Source organism: Amycolatopsis taiwanensis DSM 45107 (assembly GCF_000519205.1).
GTDB classification, from domain to species: domain Bacteria; phylum Actinomycetota; class Actinomycetes; order Mycobacteriales; family Pseudonocardiaceae; genus Amycolatopsis_E; species Amycolatopsis_E taiwanensis.
In genome coordinates, this window is the sequence record NZ_JAFB01000023.1 from 141,093 (window position 1) to 161,585 (window position 20,493).

The window sequence follows — 20,493 nt, forward strand, 5'->3', positions numbered from 1 at the left end:
TCGAGAAATGGCCGGCCTCAACGGAGGGCATTGAGGACGAGCACTACCAGGGCCATCGAGGTGAACAGGCCGTACGCGAAGAGTTCACGCCCGCGGTCGCCGGCTCGCAGTTGCCGAAGGAGTATCCAGCCGAAGGCTCCGGTCTCGACCGCCGCGCCGCCCACCCCGGCCAGCGGCACGCCCAGCCCCACCAGCACCCCGATGATGCCGAGGGAATGGAGCACGCCGAGCACGGTGACGACCCACATGTTTCGTCCCTGCAGTACGCCCAGCCGGGTCAGCTTGTCCAGCCGGGTGAGTCCCGCCTGTGCCCGGGTCAGGTTGACCACGGCTGAGGGCACCACCTCGATCAGCAGCAAGATGGTCATGACGAGGGTAGCGACGAACATCGGATCTCCCGTGAGTCGTGATGGCTCAAAGACGGTACGCGACCTGGTACTCGACGACCATCCCCTGACGGCTACGTCGGTTCTGCGACCGGAGGATCTACGCCCGTACGGGCTCTGGTGGGCCACCGCCGGGCCGCCCGAGGCCGCCGGTTTCGCACACCGTTCAACTTCCCCCTGACGCCGGGCTCAAGGAGGTCGCCGTGGTATCGGCCGAAAATCGGGCGGATATGGCGTAGCTGCTGGTCAATGGGTGCGGGAAGCGCCGGGGCCGATGAAACTGGTCAGTTCGCGCATGGCCTGGGGTGAGGGTTTGAAGTAGCGGCGTAGGTCCTCGGCCTTGCGGTGTCGTGACTTGGCCATCAGTTCGAGCAGGCTCGCGCCGGATTCGCCGAGGTGTGTCAGGCCGGAGTGCCGGAGTTCATGCAGGTCCCAGCCGGTGCCGGGCCCGCTGGTGGCGGTCGCGGCGTCGAGCAGATCACGGGACTGGTCGTAGGACAGCCGTGCGAGTCCGGTGTCGGGGCACAAGTCGCGGTCGGCGACGTATTTGCCCGGCCCGGGGCGGCGGTGGGTCACGAAGACCGGACCGTGGGTGCGACCGCGAAGCAGCCGGGGCAGTAGGCGGGCGGTGCCGGCGTCCCAGTACACGGTTTCCAGGACGTGTTCGTGGTGGGTGGCGCCGCGGCGGCGGGTGCGGGGTTTGGCGCCTAGCGCACTGGTGCCTCGGATTCCGGCGGGGTCGATCGCGTGGCCGAAGCCGGGACCTGCGGTGCGTCCCAGCCTTGTTCGCGGCACCAGGACAGCCATTTCGCGACGGCGGCGCGGCGCGCGTTCCAGGTGTTGACCGCAGCCTGGCCCCAGAGAGATTCGAGTGCTGCGCCGATCTCGTCGTCGGTGACAGAGCCCAGGGACCGGCTGGGGCCGGGCAGTCCGTCCGGATCGCGGCCGTCGAGCTGGTCGACGGTCTTGACGACCGCGATGCCGTAGGCCCGGCGGGTGTTGCCGGGCCCGATGGTGTCCAGGAATGCCTCGGCGGATCCGCGCAGGGTGCGGGCGCGGCGGTGTGGATCCGGGTCACGGTCGCCGCCATCGGACCACCTCCTGGCTTGCCCCGGATAACGGGGGCGCTTCACGTCGTCGCCGCGGCGGGATCGCCGCAGGCCGGATCCGACGATGCCCCGGATAACAGACCGTTATCCGGGGCAATGGATTGTTGGCAGATGCTGGCGGGGTTCCGTGTCCCATCACACAGCGAACATGTTCGTCAAGATATCGATCGTAACGAACATGTTCGTTACGATCGTATTCGTGAGTGAGCATCGAGTTGTCCGTAGTCGCCGGGAGCGCCCCAGCAAGCCCGCGTTGGCCCGTGATCGTGTTGTCGCCGCTGCGGTGGCGGTGATGCGGTCGGAGGGTTTGGAGAAAGTGACTCTGCGTCGGCTGGCGACTGAGCTCGATACCGGCCCGGCGTCGCTGTATGTGTATTTCCGCAACGTGGCCGATCTACATGCGGCGGTGCTGGACGAGTTGCTCGCCAGTGTCGATCTCGGTCCGGTCGGCGCACCCGGGGATTGGCGTGAGCGCCTCGAAGCGGTCCTGTCCTCCTATGTCGGTGTCCTGATGCAGTATCCACCGTTGGCCCGGTCGGCCCTGCTGACCCGCCCGTCGGGGCCCTGCTATCTCGACCTGGTGGAGGCGCTGGTGACGCTGCTGCGTGAGGGCGGCGTCGAAGCGGACAGGGCGGCCTGGGCGGTGGATCTGCTGATGCAGGTCGCCACCGCCACGGGCGCTGAACAGGCCACACGCCGAGAGAACCCCCGTGACGGCGACGAATGGGACGTCCTGGTCGCTGCAATCGAGAATGCCGACGTGGGGCGCTACCCGCAGATCCGCGACCTGGGACAGCTGCTGCTGTCCGGGACCGGCACCACCCGCATGCGCTGGGCCCTGTCGGTCCTGCTCAACGGGATCCTGGCCACCGCGCTACCGGTGCCGGCTCCGGCTCCGGCTTCACCATCCGAAATCAACACCAGCGAAGGAGAACGATCATGAACACCGTCAACGAAACCACCACCCCCGACCCGATCCCTGTCCTCATCATCGGCGGCAGCCTGGTCGGTCTGTCCGCAGCGGTGTTCCTGGCTTGGCGGGGCGTGCCCGTCGTGGTCGTCGACAAGCATCGCGGCAGCTCGCCGCATCCGCGGGCGATCGGCTTCACCACCCGCACGGTGGAGCACTTCCGGCAGGTCGGGGTCGAGGTTCCGCCCTCGCTGCAGGGCATGAAGCCACCGCGGCGGGCACGGGTGGAGAGCCTGACCGGCCGGTGGCTCGAGGAGTACCCGTGGACGCCGGGCGGGAAGGGCGCCTACGGCGCGGAGGACTCGCCGGTACACGCGATCGCGATCACCCAGGACCGGCTCGAACCCCTCCTGCGGGAGCGAGCGGTCGAGCTTGGCGCGGACCTGCGACCGGGCACCGAACTGCTCGACTTCGCACAGGACGACGACGGCGTGACCGCCACACTTCGTCACCGCGACGACGGCCACGAATATCACCTGCGCGCCCAGTACATGGTCGCCGCGGACGGCGCGACCAGCGTCGTGCGCCAGACGCTGGGCATCGGCCGCCACGGCGCGGGGCCGCTGTCGGTGCAGCGCAGCATCCTATTCCGTGCGCCCCTGGATGAGTACCTGAAGCACGGCGTGGTCCAGTTCGAGATCGAGCAACCCGACCTGACGGCATTCCTGACCACCTACTCCGACGGGCGGTGGGTGCTGATGCTCAGCGACGACATCGACCGCGACACCGACGAGCAGATCCAGGTGGTGCAGAAGGCGATCGGCCGCACCGACATCCCCATCGAGTTGGTGACCACCGGCCGCTGGGACCTGGCTGGGCTGATCGCCGACCGCTTCTCCGACGGCCGGGTGTTCCTGGCCGGCGACGCCGCCCACCAATTGCCGCCCAACCGTGGCGGTTTCGGCGCCAACACCGGTATCGACGACGTGCACAACCTGGCCTGGAAACTCGCCGCGGTGCTCTCGGGTGAATCCCGCCCGGCGCTGCTGAACACCTACGACGCCGAACGCCGCCCGATCGCTGACCTGCGCCACGATCAGCTCTTCGCCCGCGCCGACTACAAGGCCTACCTGACGGCCCCCACCACCGACGTGCCGGTGCTCGACGACGCCGCCATCGAACTCGGCCAGCTCTACCGCTCCGATGCCGTGATCGGCGCCGGTCCCGAGCTGCCGCGCGCGCAGCGTCCCGACGAATGGGCCGGTCAGCCCGGAACCCGCGCCCCGCACCTGGCCCTCACCGATTCCGACAGCAGCTCGACCCTGGACCTGTTCGGCCATGAATGGGTCGTGGTGTCCGAGGACGCCCGTTGGCGCGCGGCCGCCGCCACCGCCTCCCAGCAGCTCGATGTCGCGGTCGGGTTCGTCGAGATCGGCACCGATGTCAAAACAATGGAATCGGACGTCTTCGACACCGCCTACGGACTCTCCGGCACCGGGGCCTCGCTGGTTCGCCCCGACGGCTACATCGCCTGGCGTGCGGTCACGGTCCCCGAAAACCCTGCCGCGGCGCTGATCCAGGCCCTCGCACAGGTCGACGACACGACCCGCCGACCCTCGGCGGCGACCCTGTCATGAGCACGCTCGACCAGCGCCTGACCCGCCTGGAGGACCTCGCCGAGATTCAGGAGTTGACCGCACGCTACGCCCATGCGATCAACCACGGTTACGCGGGCAAAACCCTCGACACCGAGGCGGTACGCGCGGTCTTCACCGCTTGCGCCCGCTGGCACAGCGATGGCATCGGCACCACCGCCGCGGTCACCGAATTGTGCACGCGATCCTCCGGGGCAGTACCGACAAATCCAGCCGATCTGCACCCAGCCCGCGCAGGAACCCCAGCTTCTCGACCTCGGCTTTCACCGCCTGTGCGGATGCTTCGACCGGACCGGTCGACAACCACCGCAACCGCGATACCCCAAGCGAAGGATCGGTGACCAGCAACGCGTCCAGCTCCGTGCATCGCGCAGGTGTGAACTCATGCGCAAGCCGGTCATAGGTCTCGGTCTGGGCCTGGTCACGCGCATGTGCGACTCGTTCCACCACCGTGACCGGGCCCGGCCGGATCACCCGTGCTGAGATCAGATACTCACAAGCCAACCGGAACAGCAGCGTCGGGGAATCGTGTTCCATCGCGCGCGCCAGCAGGAACTCGTCCAGCTCCTTCGACTCCAGCGGCCCGGCCGGCCGCCGGCCCAGATACTGGGCGGCCAGCCGCGCCTGCCCGGTGCGGGTCTTGGCGCGCTTGCCGTACGAGCCGATCTCCACCGGATCCACCCGAAGCTGTTCCGCGAGGCGGGCCACCGCCACCGGCGGAGCCGTGGTCAACCGGTCCGGCACGAACCCCAGCCAGGGCAGCGTGCACAACGCGACCGATAGGCCTAACCGATCCGCCGGACCCCGGCCACGGCCCGGATCCACGAACGCCAGATCAGCCGGGGTCAGCGTGAAGTACCGGAACAACTCCTCCCGGCTGATCTCCGCGAACCCCCGCAGACGCTCCAACTCCTCGTCCGCGAACACCCGCGTCGCCACGAACGCCAACCTCCGACATGCCGCCGATCAACCCTCACCGGCAGCCAAGCCAAGCACCAACCACCCGCCCCTGCACTTCGAACGCGAAAACCCCGCTCTACCGGCCCGCTACGCCATATCCGCCCGATTTTCGGCGGATACTACGGCGACCCCTCAAAGGTCATTCCGATCGATCCGATCCCGCTCACCCCATGGTCACTGGTCTGGCGAACGGGGGATCGCCATCCGGCGCTGCACAGCTTCCTCCGCACGCTCACTGAAATATCTCGGAACCACGGGTGGCTGACGTATGACCCAGCACGCCAGTGGCTGACCGACGTCGACGCTGCCGATCTGCCCGCAGACCGGGGATGAGGACAGAGCTACTCGACCCTGTCGGCCCGTCGCAGACTGACAGAACCTCCTGGGAATCCTGCCCGGTGCCAGTGGTAAAGAATCGCATTCCCAGGGACAATCCAGGGTTCCTGTCAGGGTGATCACTGATGGGCAGCGGCAGTCGCACAGACCAAGGTTGACGTTGTCAAGCCGTCAACAAGTCCTGTCAGCGCCGTTGGAGAGAAACTCGATGCGCATCCGTCTCGCCGTCACCACCCTCGCCGTGGCGACGGCTCTCACTGCCGTCGCGGCTTTGTCCGTGGCCGCCGCCACGCCTGCTTCCAGTTCCCCGGCGTCCGCGACACCGACCGTCCAGGACATCCTCGATCACCTGCCCGACGACGTCGTTGCGGGCGCGCTGATCAGGCACGACGGAGTGAGCGGCACCGCTGGCCCGGTCACCGCTGACGACTACGTCCGGATCGGCAGTGTCACCAAATTGTTCACCAACACGGTGGTCCTCCAGCTCATCGCCGAGCACCGGATCGGCCTGGACACACCGGCCCGGCAGTACGTCCCCGAGGTGCTGCCCGAGGCGTACGCCTACGTCACCGTGCATCAGCTCCTCGACCACACGAGCGGCCTGCCCAAGCCCGCACCGACTCCGAGTCCTGCCGACGGACCGGGGTGGCAGCTCAAGTCCGTGACGCCCGAAGACTTCTTGCGCGACTCGTTCGCCGCAGCCACCGGTGAGCCGCCCGCAACCCACGCCGAGCAGCGGCCGCAGCAGTACAACGGGCTCAACTCCTTCGTGCTCGGCCTGATCGTCCAGAAGGTCACCGGCCACTCCTTCACCACCGAAGTGGAGCACAGGATCCTTCGGCCGCTGCACCTGAGCCACACCAGCCTGCCCGCCGCCGACGACCCGGCGATTCCCTCGCCCCACACGGAGGTGTACGTGGACGGGCAGAACGTGACCGAGCAGAGCCCGTACCCGTGGGCCGAGGGAGGCATGATCTCCACCGCTGCCGATCTGGACCGCTTCCTCACCGCGCTGTTCCAGGGCCGCCTCCTCCCGCCCGCCCAGCAGAAGCTGGTGTTCGAGGTTCCGAACGTCTCAAACGGCGCCGACAACACCAACTGCGTCGGCGCAGATGCCTGCTACAGCGTTGGCGGGCTCATGCGCTACGCGCTCCCGAACGGCGAGTACGCCTGGGGCAAAACCGGTTCCCGCCCCGGCTGGGACAACGGGGTTTTCGCCACTCGCGACCTCCGACACCGCGTGGTGTACTCCCTGAATCCGACGGGGACCGGCAATGATTTCCCGTACATCCAAACGCTCGTCAAGGCCGCGCTCGCCGACTAACAGCGGGATCATCCATACCGCCGATGCCCGGGCCCCTTCCTGAAAGGCTTGCTGAGCAGCAGAACGATCACGTTGTGATGGGAAGGCTAGGGTGGCGCTTGCCTCGTGTGATGAACATGAGAGAGCCGGAAAGGCGTGATGTGCGATGCAGGCGCTCATCTCGGTCGATATGGAAGGCATCGCGTCAGTAGTTCATCCCGACGATATTCGGCCCGGCCATCGCGAATACGAACGTTACCGCGGACAGTTGACCGCGGAAGCCAACGCCGCCGTGCATCGGCGTCTATGCCTACGACGCCGATGCACAGGTGCTGGTCACCGAGGCCCACGCCGATTTCCGGAATCTTCTGCCCGAAGCGCTGGACCGACGTGCCGAACTGCTGCGCGGCACACCCAAACCTTCGGTCAAATGGCGGGACTGGCCGACGACGCAGACGCGGTGCTGTTCGTCGGCGACGACACCATCGTCACCGAAGCAGCCGAGGTGGCCCCGGGCATGCGCTGCGTAGTGGTCAAAACCGCTTTGGGCGCCCGCTCGGCCGCACTGCTGCATCCCGACGAAGCCCGCGACCGGATCCAACAAGCGGTGCCGGACGCGCTGGCCAACCGGGAATCCGTCCGCTCGCTGCGTTTCGATGCGCGAATTCGAATCGCAGCCGCTATTTGGCACAACGAGCACAACGGGCAACCCGTCATGCGATCGCTGACTGCATACGACCACTGACGGCCTGAATCGATCATCTACGGTTCCGTCATGACGACTATGGAACCCCGCCCCGATCTTCGGCCCCCCAGCCTGAACGCCGACGAGAAGACCACGCTGCTGACCTTCCTGGACTACCTGCGCGAGTCCGTCCTCGCGAAGGCGGCCGGCGTCGCGGAGCCGGCGGTCCGCACGGCCGGCGTCCCTTCCGGGACCAGCCTGCTCCAGCTGCTCAAACACCTGACGGCCGTCGAACTCAACTGGTTTGTCTGGGCCTACACCGGCGCCGACCGCGAGCGCTGGGAGGACGAGGCTGCGGTGTCCGCCGACGACACCGCGTCGGGCTTGGCGGACGCCTATCGCGAGGCGATCGCCCAAGCCAACGAAGTCGCCCTCGCCTGCACCGACCTGGACCGTCCCGGCGCCCGCTCGCTGCGCGAGACTCCGCCGCCGTCGATGCGCTGGGTGCTGGTCCACATGATCGAGGAGACGGCCCGGCACGCCGGTCACGCGGACATCCTGCGCGAGCAGATCGACGGCTCGATCGGGCGGTGAGGCGAGTGCGGTAAATCAGGTGCGATCATACCGACCGGCCAATCACGCGAGCCCCCACCGCCTGTGATCGCCGCCTCTGCTGTAAAGGAATTGGCCTCGCCGGGATCGGCACAGCGTCCGACCGAACGCAGAGTCGACATGTCCAAGCACGAACGTCCGCACCTGCCGCGATGAGGGAGTCTGGCCAATCGGCGGCGTCCTTGCCGAGCATTCACGCTCACGAGCCGGGACTGACGTAGCTCATCATGTCGAGGCAGCTGCGGGACACGGTGCGGCCCGATGTGCCCAACCGGATGTGTTCCATCAGTTCTCCCTGTTTTCCCGCGGTTCTTGGTGGACCGAGACACCCCCGACGATCAGCGCGATGCCAATCAACTCCTGGATGGTGGGGACCTGGGTGAGCACCACGGTCCCGATCACCGTCGCGACCGCGGGCAGGATGCTCAGCATCAGCGCGAAGGTGTTCCGGCGTAACCGGGCCATGGCAAGTTGGTCGGTCACGTACGGGATGACCGACGAGCAGATGCCCACGCTTACCGCGGCCAGCAGCGCTGCCGGGCTGGTGAAGGCCGGGGCTGCGGCGCCGATGCAGAACGGTGTCGCGACCACTGCGGCGATCAGCATCGCGGCGCCGAGTTGGTCGATCCCGGAAAGCCCGGCGCCGGTGTTGGCGATCCGGTGGCTGAGAACCACGTAGAGCATGAACAGTGCGCAGTTGGCGAATGCGAAGACGAACCCGAACGGCTCACCGACGAACTGGATGTCGGTCAACGCGACCACGCCACCCACGGCGAGGACGAGGGCGATCACGTTGCGGCCGTTCTGCAGACCGATCGCGGCGAGAACGATCGTGCCGAGGAACTCGATCGCCCCGACGGTTGCCAGCGGCAGCCGCGCGATGGCCAGGTAGAACGTCGTGTTCATGGCCGCGAGCACCACCCCGAGCCCGAGCAGCACCCGCCGCTGCTCCGGCTCGAGGCGCCGGACCTGCCGCCACGGCCTGCGCCACACCGCGAACACCACCGCGGCGCTGGCGATCCGCAGCCAGACCACGCCGAGCACGTCCACGCGGGCGAACAGCAACACGGCGAAGGCCGGTCCGAGGTAGTGGAAGATCGCGCTGATGCCGAAGTAGGCCGGTGCCGGCACCCTTGGCGTCGGTTGCCGTGGAGTGACCCCGGATGGTGTCGTCATGCGGAGTATCTTCCAAAGCAATGTCCGCAGCCAGAATGGCATTATCCAGGAAGCTGGCTTGAATTGTCTGGAGAATCAAGGCCAAATGGCCGAAATTCCTTCACCGAGCGATCGCGGCTGCTCGACGAGGTGAACGTACGGCTGCTCAACGAGCTGCACAGTGATCCGCGGCTGTCCATGTCCGAACTCGCCCGTCGCGTCGGCATGTCGGCGCCCGCGGTCACCGAGCGGGTGCAGCGCCTGGAACGGATCGGCGTGATCACCGGCTTCCGGATGGAGGTCGACCCGGCCGCCCTCGGCATGCCGGTGACCGCGCTGGTGCGCATCCGGCCCGGACCCGGCCAACTCCCCAAGATCGTGGCAGCGGCACGGGACACGCCGCAGGTGGTCGAGTGCTTCCGGATCACCGGCGAGGATTGCTTCCTGCTCAAGGTGCACGGGCCGTCGATCAGCCAGCTCGAGGAGGTGCTCGACCGGTTTCTCATGTTCGGGCAGACGACCACCTCGATCGTCGTGTCCGAGCCGGTGCCGCGGCGGCCGCTGCCCGTTCCCATGCTGGACAAGCGATAGCGCGCGCTCAGCCAAGCCATGCCCACGCAGCCCAGTCTCCGCCGTCTGGAGCGACCAGAACGGTGAACGCACCGGTGAACAAGTCGAATGTGGACACCTTTGTCCCGGCCCGGTCCAGCCAGACATGCGGTGCGCGCAGCCCCGGGCGCTTTCTGGGCTTGCGGCGATCCAGCGCCTTCAGATAGTGCTTTCTCAACAAGGCAGGGCACCGGCTTGTGATCGCGAGATCTCGTTCATCCTGTCCGGTTCTTCAGCTACGTGATTACTCGAAGGCATCGGCTGTATAACTCTTCAAAATCCTCTTCAATTGAACCGACCGCAACGACCTCGGCATTCGCGCGATCACCCGCTGTGGAACTTCGAAAACCAGGCGATCGCTAACACGAACTTCACGCAGGTGTCTGGTATGCACAAAGGACAAAACGGGAAGACGCGGCCACGGTCGGAGGACACGGATGAGGCGCGTTCTGGGTTTGGTTACGTCCCTGCTTGCGATCGGCTTGGTGCCGGCGGTCCCCGCGTCCGCGGCTCCTGCCCCCAATCAGATATTTCCAACAGACCTGCCGCTCCCGGCAGGCTTCCAGCCCGAGGGAATCGCGATCGGTGCCTGGCCGACGGCTTACCTGGGTTCCCGCGCGGACGGCCGGATCTTCCAGATCGATCTGCGCACCGGCATGGGTCACGTGTTGTCGGACGGCCCGGGCACACCCTCGCTCGGGATCAAGGTGGACACCGCCCATGGCCGGCTGTTCGTCGCGGGCGGCACCGGCGGCAATGCCCGGGTGATCGACATGCGAACCGGTGCGGTACTGGCCAGCTACCAGTTCCGCACCCAGGACACCTTTGTCAACGATGTGGTGTTGACCTCGCAAGCGGTGTGGTTCACCGATTCCGCGCAAGCGGTGCTGTACAAGCTCCCGCTCGGTCTGCACGGCGAACTGCCCGCGCCGAATCAGGTGGTGCACCTCCCGCTGAGCGGCGATCTGCAGGTGGTGCCCGGTGCCACCAACCTCAACGGGATCGTAACCACGCCGGACGGCAGCGCGTTGCTGGCCGGGCAGTCCAACACCGGAAAACTGTTCCGCATCGATCCCGCGACCGGCGTCGCCACGGAGGTCGACCTTGCCGGCGAGTCGTTGCCGAACAACGATGGTCAGCTACGCGAGGGCACGCTTTTGTACGTCGTGCAGAACCGGTCGAACCAAGTCGCCAAGCTCCAACTCACCCGGGACGGCAGCAAGGCGCGAGTGCTGGAGCGGCGCACCGATTCCGGCTTCGACGTACCGGCCACGGTCGCCGAGTTCGGCACTCGCTTCTATCTGACCAACGCGCGGTTCACCACTCCACCGACGCCGACCACGCCGTACAACGCGGTAGCCATCGACAGGTTCTGAGAACGCGGGACCCTGGAATTAGTCACCAGATGACCGCGGCGCGAAGCTCGACGTTCGATCGGCCCCGGATCATCCGAGACTGAGCCGCACTAGGCGCCACGAACTCCACGCTGCTGCCATGATTTCGGCGCGCCCAGCACTTTGCTGGGAATTGCCAAGTCTTCCACTGGCCCCGTGCAAACCACGGACGGAAGTGGTCTTGCCGAGGCTGAGGCCCGATTCAGGCGTTATATGTGGAACGTGCTACCTGAGTGGTTCGTTGGCCGGGTATGCGGCGGGTGACGATCGAGCCGAGGGCACTGGTGGTTGTCGCAGGACTGCCCGGTTCGGGCAAGAGCACGCTGCTGCGGTGCACCGAGGCGGACGTGCCGTTCACGGTGGTGGATTCGGACCAGATGCGAGACCGGATCCGTGCGCTGATGCCGCAGGGCACGCCGTACTCGCGCTACCGACCGCTGGTGCACATCCTGCACCGGCTGTGCGCGACTTGGCGCGTGCTGCGCGAGCCGGGCCCGGTGGTGGTGCACGACCCGGCGACCGGCGCCGCGACCCGGACGTGGCTTCGGGTGGTGGGCCAGATCGCTGGACGGGCGCGGCATTTCGTGTGGGTGGAGTGCTCACCTACGGAGGCCATGGCCGGTCAGCGCGCCCGTGGACGGGTACTGCGGCGGGGTTCGTTCATCCGCCACGTTCGGCGGCTGCCACGGGCGCGCGCCGTCGTGCGCGTGGGCCCGCGCGGCTGGCATACCACCACCATCATCGACCGCGCCGCCGCCACACACGGCCTGCGCCTGCGGGTTGATGAAACGTGATCGCCGGAGCCAGGCTGCGGTAAGTCGTCGTGGTGGTGCCAGGGCTCCGAGTGGGCGTGGTTCCTACCCGGCCCCGGCGTGCCTTTCGCGCTTGCTGCCGATCCCGGCGACGTGGCCATGGCCCCGGTCGCATCGAGATGCCGCCGGGGAAACGACCACCCGAACGGCCCTGCTGGGCGAGGTCCAAGGTGTTGTGGTTGCTGGTCAAACGGGCGGTGAGTTCGCCGGCGTCGGATGTCGAAGTTCCGCAACATCTGCGGCGAGGGAAAAGGGGACGGGATACAACTGGGATTCACCGGCCGGACAGGGCGAGCCGCAGGATGATTTCACCGTCGTCGATCTCGCCGGTCGGCTCGAAACCGAACCGCTGGTAGAACGGCCAAGGCTCGCCCTCTCCGGGCTCGTAACTGGTGAACAGTTCGGTACCACCCTCCGCCCGGATGCGGTCGATGATCTGCGTCAGCACTGCTCGCCCGATCCCGCGCCGCTGGTAGCGTCTGTCGATCAGAAACCGCCACAGGAAGTACCGCCCGATGGCGCCGGGTGTACCGGGCGGCACGTTCCAGCGGAGCATCACGAAACCGACCGGCTCGTCGCCGGAATACACGGCCCGATACCAGGGATTGGATTCAGGCTCCTCGGCCGCGTCGTCGAGCGAGGTGGCCACCGAGGCGACGAAGTCATCCTGCCCTGCTTCGACACGCAGCGCACAGACCGCGTCCCGATTCTCGTCGGTGATCTCCCGTAAATGCACGTCTGGCGACGTCACGACGCACCTCCCTTAGGGTCGGCGGTCGGCCTCCGGCCGGGAAGTCCCGGTCAGACACCATTGTCAAGCGTCAAGGCGCCCACGGCGACCCGGACTGGGGCAAACGCGGCGGCGGTGTGCTCGACGTTGGTGGGTTCTTCAACCGTGCGTCTGCGGAACAGGCATGCCCGCTTGCTCGACGGCCCGCCCGACACACTCGGATTCGGTGCCGTAGCCCGCGACGTTCGGGCACGTCAGTGCAGGTGCGTGCTCATACCCACCAGTCGTGGGCGTCGACGGCTTCGTCCCACAGCCGTCGCGGCCCGAGCTGGCGAACGGTGAACGACGCAGGGCCGGTCACGTCCGCATGAACGCCAGATCGCCGGAGAACCGCCCGGACTCGATGCCGCCGTGGACGAGGTCCAGGGTGAGTTTCTCCGGGCATGAACGGCAGGGTGGCCACGCCGCGCACCGTGACGTTGGGCCGCCGTACGACCTCGCGCGCGATGGCAAGCATGGTCCTGCTAACTGCAGTCGAGGATACGGCCGTCGGTCGTGCCGATGAGCAGCCGGCCGGGTTGGGGCGACGCCAGCGACAGCCCGGTAGTCGGCTGACCATGGACGCTGAGCTCCTGCCGCCATCGCAATTCCCCGGTGTCGACATTCACGCCGAGGAGTGCGCCGGAGTTCAACGCGACGTACAGCATCGAGCCATCGACTTCGAGGGCGGTCACGCGGCGATCGACTTCGAGCCGCCAGACAATCTCGCCGTCCGGCAGCCGACGGCGCATGACGGTGGAGTCAAGGCAGCAGCACACCAACGAGTTGCCGACCTCGACGGCGGGGCCAGCCTCGGCGCCGTCGAACAGTCGCCGCACAGCGAGATCGTCGCCAACCACGACGACCTCGCCAGGTTCCCTCAGGAAGTACAGAGCGGAGGCGTGCCGCACCGGGAAGGAGTACGAGGCTAACTGAAAGCCGCCCAGTGCCACCTGGCCGATCTCGGTGCCGTCGGCGCGGAAGACCGTGGTCGGTTGAGCCTCCCATGCGACCGGTCGTAGCGCGAACACGCCATCCGCCCGTGCGGTGACCACGCCGACAGGGTTGAACCTGTCCATCAGTTCGCCATCACGTAGGGAATGACGGGCGATGTCGATGGTCAGTTCGGGTGTCTGAATGGCGACCAGTGCCGACTCCCGGTCGGCGGCCACGACGAGCTGGCGGCCACTCTCCTCGACGACGGACCAGGCCAGTTCCCCGGTGGGCAGCCAGCATTCCAGCCCAGCACCATCCATTGTGGCCAGGATGCGGCCGTCGTGGAGGTGCTCGACGGCCCAGACCGGGCCGCGATGGGACCACTGGGTGGAAAGGGCTTCGACGGCGGCCCGGGCCTGCTCGGAGGTGACGATATCGCTGTCCCGCAGCGGGCCGTCCAGTTCGTGGTCGGCAATCTCGTTGTCCTGCACGGCGAGCCAGTCGTCGCGGACGACCATCGCGTCGTAGCCGATCCGCATGGCGTCGTTGCCGTACTCCCAATCGTCGGGTGGGGCCAGGGCCAGGTCGAGCACCCTGCCGTGGCGCCAGGTCCGCCACCTGACGCGCCGGACCTCGCGGCTGTCGGCCAGCGGTGAGACCAGTTCGCCGGTGTCGAGGTGCAGGAGCAGCACTTCGCCGTAGAAGTGCCAACCGCCGTCGTAGCCGCCGGTGCCGATGGCGAGCAGCGGCTGCCGAGGGTGGAAGTCGAGCGAGCGGATGGGCCACTCGGTGTGGAGCAGCATGCGGCAGCGCAGGGAGGGGCGGTCGTAGATGCCAAGCACGTGGGGCGCCCAGCCCTCATGGGCGGTGTGTGCGCCCACCCAGGTCAGCGAGCCGAGATGCCCGCCGATGGCGATCAGCCCGCGGTTCTCGTCGACCGCGACGGCTCGAGGTTCGCCGACCTCCGCGAACGGGCGATCGCCCAGCACGCGCTGCACGGCAAGGGGCTGCGGCACATGATCAGGTTACGCGGGCGCCCCGAATCCGTCGTTCCAGGGAAGGATGCCGCTGGATCGAGACCGACCTTCACCGGCTGCGCCGCACCCCCACGCTACGAAACTCATGAACGCTGGGGCTTCCATCGAGAGCGTCCGCCGCAGGCGCCTCGACCGATACCACCTAGCTGAATGCACTGCTAGACAGCAAGATCGCCAAACGCTGAGATCCGCGCCGCCCAACGGTGTCGCAAGCGAGCGGCAGCCTGATCACCGCAAGGCGCGGGCGCCTGCCTCATCGCGCCCGGGCGACCGGAAGGCAGCGTAACGGCACAGTGACCAGTGAATGCGCAGTGTCGCCTCGACGCTGAAAGTATATGAATAATCCTCCTTATTCATAATTTCCTGGACGACCTCAGGCTCGCGAGGGGATCTAGTTATGAAACCAATACTCGGCCTTTTAGTTAGCTAACTTGATCCGATATGGTGCTGATGTGACGGATGAGGTGACTGAGGTCTTCGACGAGCCGGTCAACGAGGAGCGGGCAGTGCCGCCGCCATGGCGGAGCGGCCGTGATGAGCGGCGCGAGGCGACGTTGCGGGCTTTTTCCGCAGGAGTTGACGCCTACTGCGCCTACTGCGGCCATCGGCTTCCGCCCATCCCGGCTCGGGGTGGGCGGCCCAGCCCGTACTGCGCGGCCGACCCCGAGCGTTACGGCCGCTGGGGCGCCAAGGTCATCACGTGCGCGATGCTCGACGAATGCCGCGAGATCTGGGTGCGTACCTACGGTCAGAACCAGCCGATGACCCAGTTCGACGTGCGTGTGCTGGACGAGCGGGCGGCCGGGTTGCTGGCCGCGCTGGACCCGGTCCGCGAAGAAATCGGCGCGCTGCGCACTCGTCTCTCCGAGGAGACCGCGGCGGCACTGGAGGCCAAGGCCGCCGCGGAACAGGCTCGGGCCACGGCCGAGGAGCAGGCGCGCGAAGCGGAGGCTGAGCGAGATCGCGCGCTGGCCGACGCCGAGCAGGCTCGGCAGCAGGCGGAGCGGGACCTGGCCGAGCGCCGTGCCGCCCAAGCGGAAGCGACTCAGGCCGGGAAGGACCGCGACGAGGCTGTTGCCCGGCAAAAGGCGGCCGAGGGCGAGAAGGACCGGGCCGTGGCCGACCGGGAGCGGGCGCTCGATCAGGTCACTGCCGCGCAGGAACGGGTCGCTGAGCTGCAGGCGGTGTTGGTCAGTGAGCGGGCCACGGCGGTGGAACGCCTGGATCAACTGCGCCGCGAGGAAGATCAGGCGCGTCAGGACCTTCGGGCGACTCTGACCCAGGAGTACGAAGGGCGGCTGCGTGCTCGCGCGGACGAGTTCGACGCGCAGACCCGGGCGCTACGCGCCGCCGCCGATGAGCGCGTCGCCGAACTGGGCAGCCAGCTCACCCAGGCCACCCACACCTACGCCGAGACCCTTGGCCCGCTGCACGAACAGCTCAGCCGGCTCCGCCAAGAGCTGGCCGAGAAGACCGCTGATGCCATGGTGTTACGGCGACAGCTGGACGGTTTACGTGCCGAGCTGAGCCAGGTGCTCGATCAAGCCGCGGAGGGTGAACCGCTCCGCGACCTGATCGCAGCCGCCCTCGCGAAGCCTGAGACCACGGCGAACGAACCGGGTTGAAAGCCGCATCACGAGTAATCGGGCTCCATGTCTCCAGGATCGCGCCCTGGCTCCGTGCGGGCCGAAGGGCCCGATTTCTGCGGGCCGCGAGCCGAGTTGCGGGGCGCCGCCCTTTCTTCGGTGCGGGACGGCCTGTCGTTAAGGACGGTGTCACCAGCCGCCACGTCCTATGAAGTAGCTGGTCGGGTCGGCGCAGCGGCGACGGCGCCGGATTCCAGCCGGGTCGTGTAGATCCGGTAGGCCTTGCGCTCGGCCGGTGATGCCCCTCTGGTGTTCAGCTCCGCGGCGGCGGTGAGCAGCGCTTGGTGCACGTGGGGCCATGCGGTGACGTGCAGGCTGTAGCCCTGGCCGCGGCGGATCTCGCGGCCGCGCCGTAGGGCGTGGCGTTCGGCTTCGCCCAGGTTTTCGTACGCGGTGAGGCGGCGGACGATCGTGCCCGGGATCTCGATCCGTACCGGCTGCGGCTCGTCGACGGCTGCGACGATGGCTGGCTGTTCGCGGTGGCCGGGCATCAGGTCGGCCACCGCGGTGCGAATCGCGACCCGGCTGACGTCGTGTTCGCGGGCGAGCGCGGCGATGCTCGCACCGTCGCGGTAGGCCTGCCGGACCTCCTTGACGGCGCCGAGCTGCTCCAACCGCGGCCGACGTCCGGATTTCGCGCCAGCGGCGCGAGCGGCGGCGAGGCCGTCGCGGGTGAGTTCGTTTTGCAGGTCGCGTTGGAACTGCCCGACCGAGACAAGGACGTTGACCAGCATGGTGGTGGTCGCGTCGCCGGCGGCGAGGTCGACGATGCCCGACAGCGGACCGGACAGCACCCGCAGCCGCACCTGGTGGGCGCGGCACCACTCACGGACGGCGAGGATGTCGGCCAGGTCGCGGCAGAGCCGGTACAGCTCCGAGACGGTCAGCCGATCCCCGGGCGCGCGTACCCGGCCAGCTCGCGCACCCCGGCGCGCTCAAGCGCGGGGATCTTCGTCGGGTCGCCGGGTCGGTGAACAGCCGCACCCCGTCGGCGGCGTCGGTCAGCCCGGCCTCGGCGAGCAGGTGGGTCTGGCGCGCGGTGCTCTGCTCGTCTGTGGACACCCTTGTGTAGACCAGCTCCGACACGACCACCCTGCCTTTCCGGCCCCGGGCGCGGCCGCAAACGACCCTACCTGTCGTCAAACCCTGTCGTCATCGCGCAACGGCCTTCATTGGATTTCCCCGGCGCAGCGGCGGCCGTGTCCAGCAGTCCGGTCGATCCGATGCCCGCCCCGTGCGGCCTGTCGTTAAAGGATGGTTTGGCGACAGGCGGGGACAATGTCGAAGCGCTCGACAGAGTACCGCTGAGATTGATCTTGCCGGGGTCCAACTGGTTCGGTTGGCGCGGAAGGCAACCGAATCGCTCGCACACGCCTGCCCGGGGGATTGTCGCTGTGCTCAGCAGTGCTCAGGCTCCACGGCTAGCCACAGCTCGGCGTCGGCCTCGGTCTTCTCCGGCGACAGGCGGGTGCGCAGGATCTCAGGGCCGGTGCGGGTGCGATACGGGTTCGACGGGAACCACTCGGTGAACACGTCCCGCCAAAGTTCCTGGATGGCCTGCGGTGCCGGCCCGGAGGTGGTGAAGACCGCCCAGGTGCCGGCCGGGACCGCCAAGGTGGTCGTGCCCTCAAGAGCGGCCGCGGAGGTGATCACGCCGTGGTGGTAGTCGAGGACAGTGCCCTCGGCGCGGCTGGGGTCCATGCCGTCGCAGACCGCGACGATGCCATGCGGCTCCTGGTCCGACGGCTTCTCCAGGCGCTCCAGGGTCTGCGGATCGATCCCACGGACAAAGTCCATGATCGCCTGGTTTGGCCCCGCATGCACCAGCGGTACCCGGGTCTTGAGCCCGACGACGGTGAAGTCCGCCTTGTCCACAACGCGGTATCGCATACTGCTGCTCCCCTCGATGGTGAGGCGGAAGGCCATCCGGGACTGGGAGGTGAGTGCGGCGCCGGTACGCCGGGCCTCGCCCGGTCCGATGCCGTTCATGGCACGAAACGCCCGCGCGAACGCCTCGCCGGAGCCGTAGCCATAACGCACCGCGATCTCCAGCAGCGTCTCACGTCCCGCGAGTACTTCGGCGCCCGCGAGGGTGAGCCGGCGGCGCCGGACGTACTCCGACAGCGGCATCCCCGCGAGCGCGGAGAACATCCGGCGCAGGTGGTGCTCCGAGGTGGCCGCGATGCATGCCAGTTCCTCCACGTCGAGGTCCTGGTCGAGATGGCCCTCGATGTGCTCCATGGCCTGGTTCAACCGCTCCAGCATGCCCGGCCTCCCTTCTCTTTCCCTTTTCGCGACCACCTTGCCAGCGATGGTCGTGAAGCACGTCTACCCGGCGCTGCAGTCGGTGCCGTCTCCGTCCGGACCGGGGGTGCCCTGTCCAAGACCCCGGCGGATCGCAATCTCCACGGGTGAGTACGCGCCGTCGGCCCGTTCCAGTTCGTACGGTGCGGCCGGCATCAGCGGCGGCTGCGCCATAAAGCGCGGCCGCACCCCATGGTGCGGTTGAGCCGCGTGCACCAGGAACGGATGGCACAGGAAGACGTCGCCCGGGGACCCGGTGGCAAGGGCGAGTGGCCGGTGGTCGGACGCCGCCACCAGATCGGGGGCGAGGGTCAGCCCGCTCGCCCCGTCCTCCCCGTACTTCTCCAGCACCTTTGGCACGTCGAGGTGCGAGCCGACCCGGATCCGGGTCGGGGCGTCCTCCTCGCCGACCTCGCTGAACAGGAACAGCATCAGCAGCGCCCGGCCCTGGGAGCGCAGATTCGTGAAGTACCAGCTCTCGCCTTCCGGCAGATAGCTCCCCTCGATGTGCCAGCCCGCGTCGTCCGGCTCCTCTTCGTGCGGGAAGCGCAGCGGGAACGTGCCCAGCGAGTAGCGCGGCTCCCAGCGTCCCGCGCCGACGAGCAGGTCGTACGCGCGCTGCAGCGACGGGGAGTTGGGTGCGGCGGCGAAGGGCCTCTGTGCCATTCCGGGCACCCAGTGCACGGGCTGCGTCCACGTCGCCGGGTCGTCCGGGTCGCAGCCCGTCTCGCGCCACAGCAGCCGCGCGCAGTCCGCGGCCACGCGCGGCGCGACGGCACCCTCCAACGTCACGAAGCCGTCGCGGAGGAAGCGGGATACCAAGGTCGTGTCATCCATGCCCCCATCGTGCGGCGACACCGGCCCCGATCACCCGACATTCTCCGCACCGCCTTTGTCGGGTGATCACCGGAGCGCGGTCAGGCGGCGCGCGCCGCCTAGTCGACCATGATCAATCTCAGCGGCACTTTCTTGTACCGCAACTACTCACACCCGAACCCGCTGGGGGCTTCTCGCCCGGGTGGCGTCGCGGGTCCACCTTGACCTTGACCCGAGGTCAACGTAGAGGCTGGTCGCATGACTCGTTCGACCACTTCATCCTGGGCCGGCATGGTGCCCGTCGACGACACGGCCCTGTCGGTCACCGACACCCGAGGCCCCGGCCGTCCCCTTGTGTATCTCAACGGCTCCTATGCCAGTCAGCGGTCCTGGCGGCGTGTGATCGCCGAGCTCGGCCCTGAGTGGCGGCATGTCACCTACGACGAGCGGGCTCGCGGCGGGTCGAAGCGATCAGCGGACTATTCCTTCGAGGGGTGCCTGCGTGACGTTGACGCGGTGGTCGAGGCGACCGGGGTGGACCGGCCGCTGCTGGTCGGCTGGTCCTATGGTGCGGCGCTGGCGGTGCACTGGGCCGACCGCAACCCAGACCGGGTCGCCGGTGTGGTGTCGGTCGACGGTGCGGTTCCCTGGGGGCTGACCGGGGAAGAGAACCGGGAACGAATCCGGCGCGCGTTTCGCAAGATGCGGCTAGGGCTGCCGCTCGCGCGCCCGTTCGGCCTGGCCGCCTCGATGACTGCCGCCCAGCACGCCGAGGTCAACATCGAGATCAACGAGGTCTGCGCTGCCCTCGAGCCGGTCCTGGACCGGCTCGCCTGCCCGGTGCGCTACATCCTGGCCTCGGGTGCGAACCTCGGTGGCGGCGCGGAGGAGATGGAGCAGATGCGCGCGTCTCTCGATCCGGTGCTCCGCCGGAACCCGAACCTGCGGGTCAGCACCAAAGTCGAGAGCAACCACACGCAGATCCTGCGCAAGGACTTCCGGGCGATCGCCGCCGCTGTACGGGAGGCCGCTGCCGAGCAGGTCCGGGAGGATCGCTGA

General features: G+C 67.9%; 21 protein-coding genes and 2 pseudogenes. 12 read left to right on the forward strand and 11 right to left on the reverse strand.

What is annotated here, in order from left to right; genetic code table 11:
* Positions 1–17: 17 nt before the first annotated feature.
* The 3 genes from A3CU_RS0118660 to A3CU_RS53960 all read right to left on the reverse strand — a co-directional run bounded on the left by A3CU_RS0118660 (position 18) and on the right by A3CU_RS53960 (position 1,519).
* Positions 18–389, reverse strand: coding sequence for a hypothetical protein (locus tag A3CU_RS0118660; protein WP_027943601.1), 372 nt, complete (start codon positions 387–389; stop codon positions 18–20).
* Between the two features lie 243 nt (positions 390–632).
* Positions 633–1,034 (reverse strand): site-specific integrase, encoded by a 402-nt coding sequence (locus A3CU_RS53955; RefSeq protein WP_211246454.1) that lies wholly within the window; start codon positions 1,032–1,034, stop codon positions 633–635.
* Positions 1,035–1,093: 59 nt separating this feature from the next.
* Positions 1,094–1,519: a hypothetical protein gene (locus A3CU_RS53960; protein ID WP_211246455.1), complete on the reverse strand. Its 426-nt coding sequence runs from the start codon at positions 1,517–1,519 to the stop codon at positions 1,094–1,096.
* Positions 1,520–1,694: 175 nt separating this feature from the next.
* On the opposite strand from A3CU_RS53960, the gene A3CU_RS45415 reads away from it, so the two are divergent.
* Complete coding sequence (locus tag A3CU_RS45415) at positions 1,695–2,438, forward strand: TetR/AcrR family transcriptional regulator (protein ID WP_245617188.1); 744 nt, start codon at positions 1,695–1,697, stop codon at positions 2,436–2,438.
* Entirely contained in the window at positions 2,435–4,042 is a 1,608-nt protein-coding gene (locus tag A3CU_RS45420; RefSeq protein ID WP_043841575.1) for an FAD-dependent monooxygenase, read from the forward strand. The genes A3CU_RS45415 and A3CU_RS45420 overlap by 4 nt, the downstream gene beginning before the upstream one ends.
* A 183-nt stretch (positions 4,043–4,225) precedes the next feature.
* On the opposite strand, the gene A3CU_RS0118685 is transcribed toward A3CU_RS45420, so the two are convergent.
* Complete coding sequence (locus tag A3CU_RS0118685) at positions 4,226–4,999, reverse strand: DUF4158 domain-containing protein (RefSeq protein WP_027943602.1); 774 nt, start codon at positions 4,997–4,999, stop codon at positions 4,226–4,228.
* A gap of 565 nt (positions 5,000–5,564) precedes the next feature.
* Between A3CU_RS0118685 and A3CU_RS0118690 the strand changes: the two genes are divergently transcribed.
* The 5 genes and pseudogenes from A3CU_RS0118690 to A3CU_RS0118700 all read left to right on the forward strand — a co-directional run bounded on the left by A3CU_RS0118690 (position 5,565) and on the right by A3CU_RS0118700 (position 7,938).
* Positions 5,565–6,680 carry a serine hydrolase domain-containing protein gene (locus A3CU_RS0118690; protein WP_027943603.1) on the forward strand — a complete coding sequence of 372 codons (1,116 nt, stop codon included), beginning with the start codon at positions 5,565–5,567 and terminating at the stop codon, positions 6,678–6,680.
* A gap of 145 nt (positions 6,681–6,825) precedes the next feature.
* Positions 6,826–6,945 (forward strand): annotated as a pseudogene (locus A3CU_RS55660) (M55 family metallopeptidase); the annotation flags it as partial.
* Positions 6,946–6,955: 10 nt separating this feature from the next.
* Positions 6,956–7,189 carry a M55 family metallopeptidase gene (locus A3CU_RS55665; RefSeq protein ID WP_425388265.1) on the forward strand — a complete coding sequence of 78 codons (234 nt, stop codon included), beginning with the start codon at positions 6,956–6,958 and terminating at the stop codon, positions 7,187–7,189.
* Positions 7,090–7,404 carry a M55 family metallopeptidase gene (locus tag A3CU_RS54535; RefSeq protein ID WP_027943604.1) on the forward strand — a complete coding sequence of 105 codons (315 nt, stop codon included), beginning with the start codon at positions 7,090–7,092 and terminating at the stop codon, positions 7,402–7,404. Before A3CU_RS55665 ends, A3CU_RS54535 begins: the two co-directional genes overlap by 100 nt.
* A 39-nt stretch (positions 7,405–7,443) precedes the next feature.
* A complete protein-coding gene (locus A3CU_RS0118700; protein WP_052371851.1) occupies positions 7,444–7,938 on the forward strand; it encodes a DinB family protein in 495 nt (164 codons plus the stop codon).
* A gap of 303 nt (positions 7,939–8,241) precedes the next feature.
* On the opposite strand, the gene A3CU_RS0118710 is transcribed toward A3CU_RS0118700, so the two are convergent.
* The gene (locus A3CU_RS0118710) at positions 8,242–9,132 is read right to left on the reverse strand and encodes an EamA family transporter (protein ID WP_027943606.1); all 891 of its coding nucleotides are present in this window, start codon (positions 9,130–9,132) and stop codon (positions 8,242–8,244) included.
* Here A3CU_RS0118710 and A3CU_RS0118715 point away from each other — a divergent pair.
* The gene (locus A3CU_RS0118715) at positions 9,046–9,702 is read left to right on the forward strand and encodes an Lrp/AsnC family transcriptional regulator (protein WP_483756957.1); all 657 of its coding nucleotides are present in this window, start codon (positions 9,046–9,048) and stop codon (positions 9,700–9,702) included. The two genes, A3CU_RS0118710 and A3CU_RS0118715, sit on opposite strands and share 87 nt — an antisense overlap.
* A gap of 7 nt (positions 9,703–9,709) precedes the next feature.
* Here the strand turns inward: A3CU_RS0118715 and A3CU_RS51140 are convergent, their stop codons facing one another.
* Positions 9,710–9,898, reverse strand: a complete 189-nt coding sequence (locus A3CU_RS51140; protein ID WP_084143356.1) for an aromatic-ring hydroxylase C-terminal domain-containing protein — start codon at positions 9,896–9,898, stop codon at positions 9,710–9,712.
* Between the two features lie 259 nt (positions 9,899–10,157).
* On the opposite strand from A3CU_RS51140, the gene A3CU_RS0118720 reads away from it, so the two are divergent.
* Together A3CU_RS0118720 and A3CU_RS0118725 are read left to right on the forward strand one after the other, a co-directional pair.
* Positions 10,158–11,096 (forward strand): NHL repeat-containing protein, encoded by a 939-nt coding sequence (locus A3CU_RS0118720; protein ID WP_027943608.1) that lies wholly within the window; start codon positions 10,158–10,160, stop codon positions 11,094–11,096.
* 269 nt (positions 11,097–11,365) lie between these two features.
* Entirely contained in the window at positions 11,366–11,908 is a 543-nt protein-coding gene (locus A3CU_RS0118725; protein WP_043841578.1) for a P-loop nucleotide/nucleoside kinase family protein, read from the forward strand.
* A 292-nt stretch (positions 11,909–12,200) separates the two neighbouring features.
* On the opposite strand, the gene A3CU_RS0118730 is transcribed toward A3CU_RS0118725, so the two are convergent.
* Both A3CU_RS0118730 and A3CU_RS0118735 read right to left on the reverse strand, forming a co-directional pair.
* A complete protein-coding gene (locus A3CU_RS0118730) occupies positions 12,201–12,677 on the reverse strand; it encodes a GNAT family N-acetyltransferase (RefSeq protein ID WP_211246456.1) in 477 nt (158 codons plus the stop codon).
* 503 nt (positions 12,678–13,180) lie between these two features.
* Complete coding sequence (locus tag A3CU_RS0118735) at positions 13,181–14,647, reverse strand: outer membrane protein assembly factor BamB family protein (RefSeq protein ID WP_027943611.1); 1,467 nt, start codon at positions 14,645–14,647, stop codon at positions 13,181–13,183.
* Positions 14,648–15,120: 473 nt separating this feature from the next.
* Here A3CU_RS0118735 and A3CU_RS45425 point away from each other — a divergent pair, with 473 nt between their 5' ends.
* Positions 15,121–16,293, forward strand: coding sequence for a coiled-coil domain-containing protein (locus tag A3CU_RS45425; protein WP_052371852.1), 1,173 nt, complete (start codon positions 15,121–15,123; stop codon positions 16,291–16,293).
* Between the two features lie 167 nt (positions 16,294–16,460).
* Here A3CU_RS45425 and A3CU_RS50590 read toward each other — a convergent pair.
* From A3CU_RS50590 to A3CU_RS0118755, 3 genes and pseudogenes are all read right to left on the reverse strand, one after another.
* A pseudogene (locus A3CU_RS50590) lies at positions 16,461–17,207 on the reverse strand (recombinase family protein); the annotation flags it as partial.
* Between the two features lie 505 nt (positions 17,208–17,712).
* Positions 17,713–18,579, reverse strand: a complete 867-nt coding sequence (locus A3CU_RS0118750; protein WP_027943612.1) for an AraC family transcriptional regulator — start codon at positions 18,577–18,579, stop codon at positions 17,713–17,715.
* Between the two features lie 63 nt (positions 18,580–18,642).
* Complete coding sequence (locus tag A3CU_RS0118755; protein ID WP_027943613.1) at positions 18,643–19,455, reverse strand: phytanoyl-CoA dioxygenase family protein; 813 nt, start codon at positions 19,453–19,455, stop codon at positions 18,643–18,645.
* A 237-nt stretch (positions 19,456–19,692) separates the two neighbouring features.
* Between A3CU_RS0118755 and A3CU_RS0118760 the strand changes: the two genes are divergently transcribed.
* Positions 19,693–20,493, forward strand: coding sequence for an alpha/beta fold hydrolase (locus A3CU_RS0118760; protein ID WP_027943614.1), 801 nt, complete (start codon positions 19,693–19,695; stop codon positions 20,491–20,493).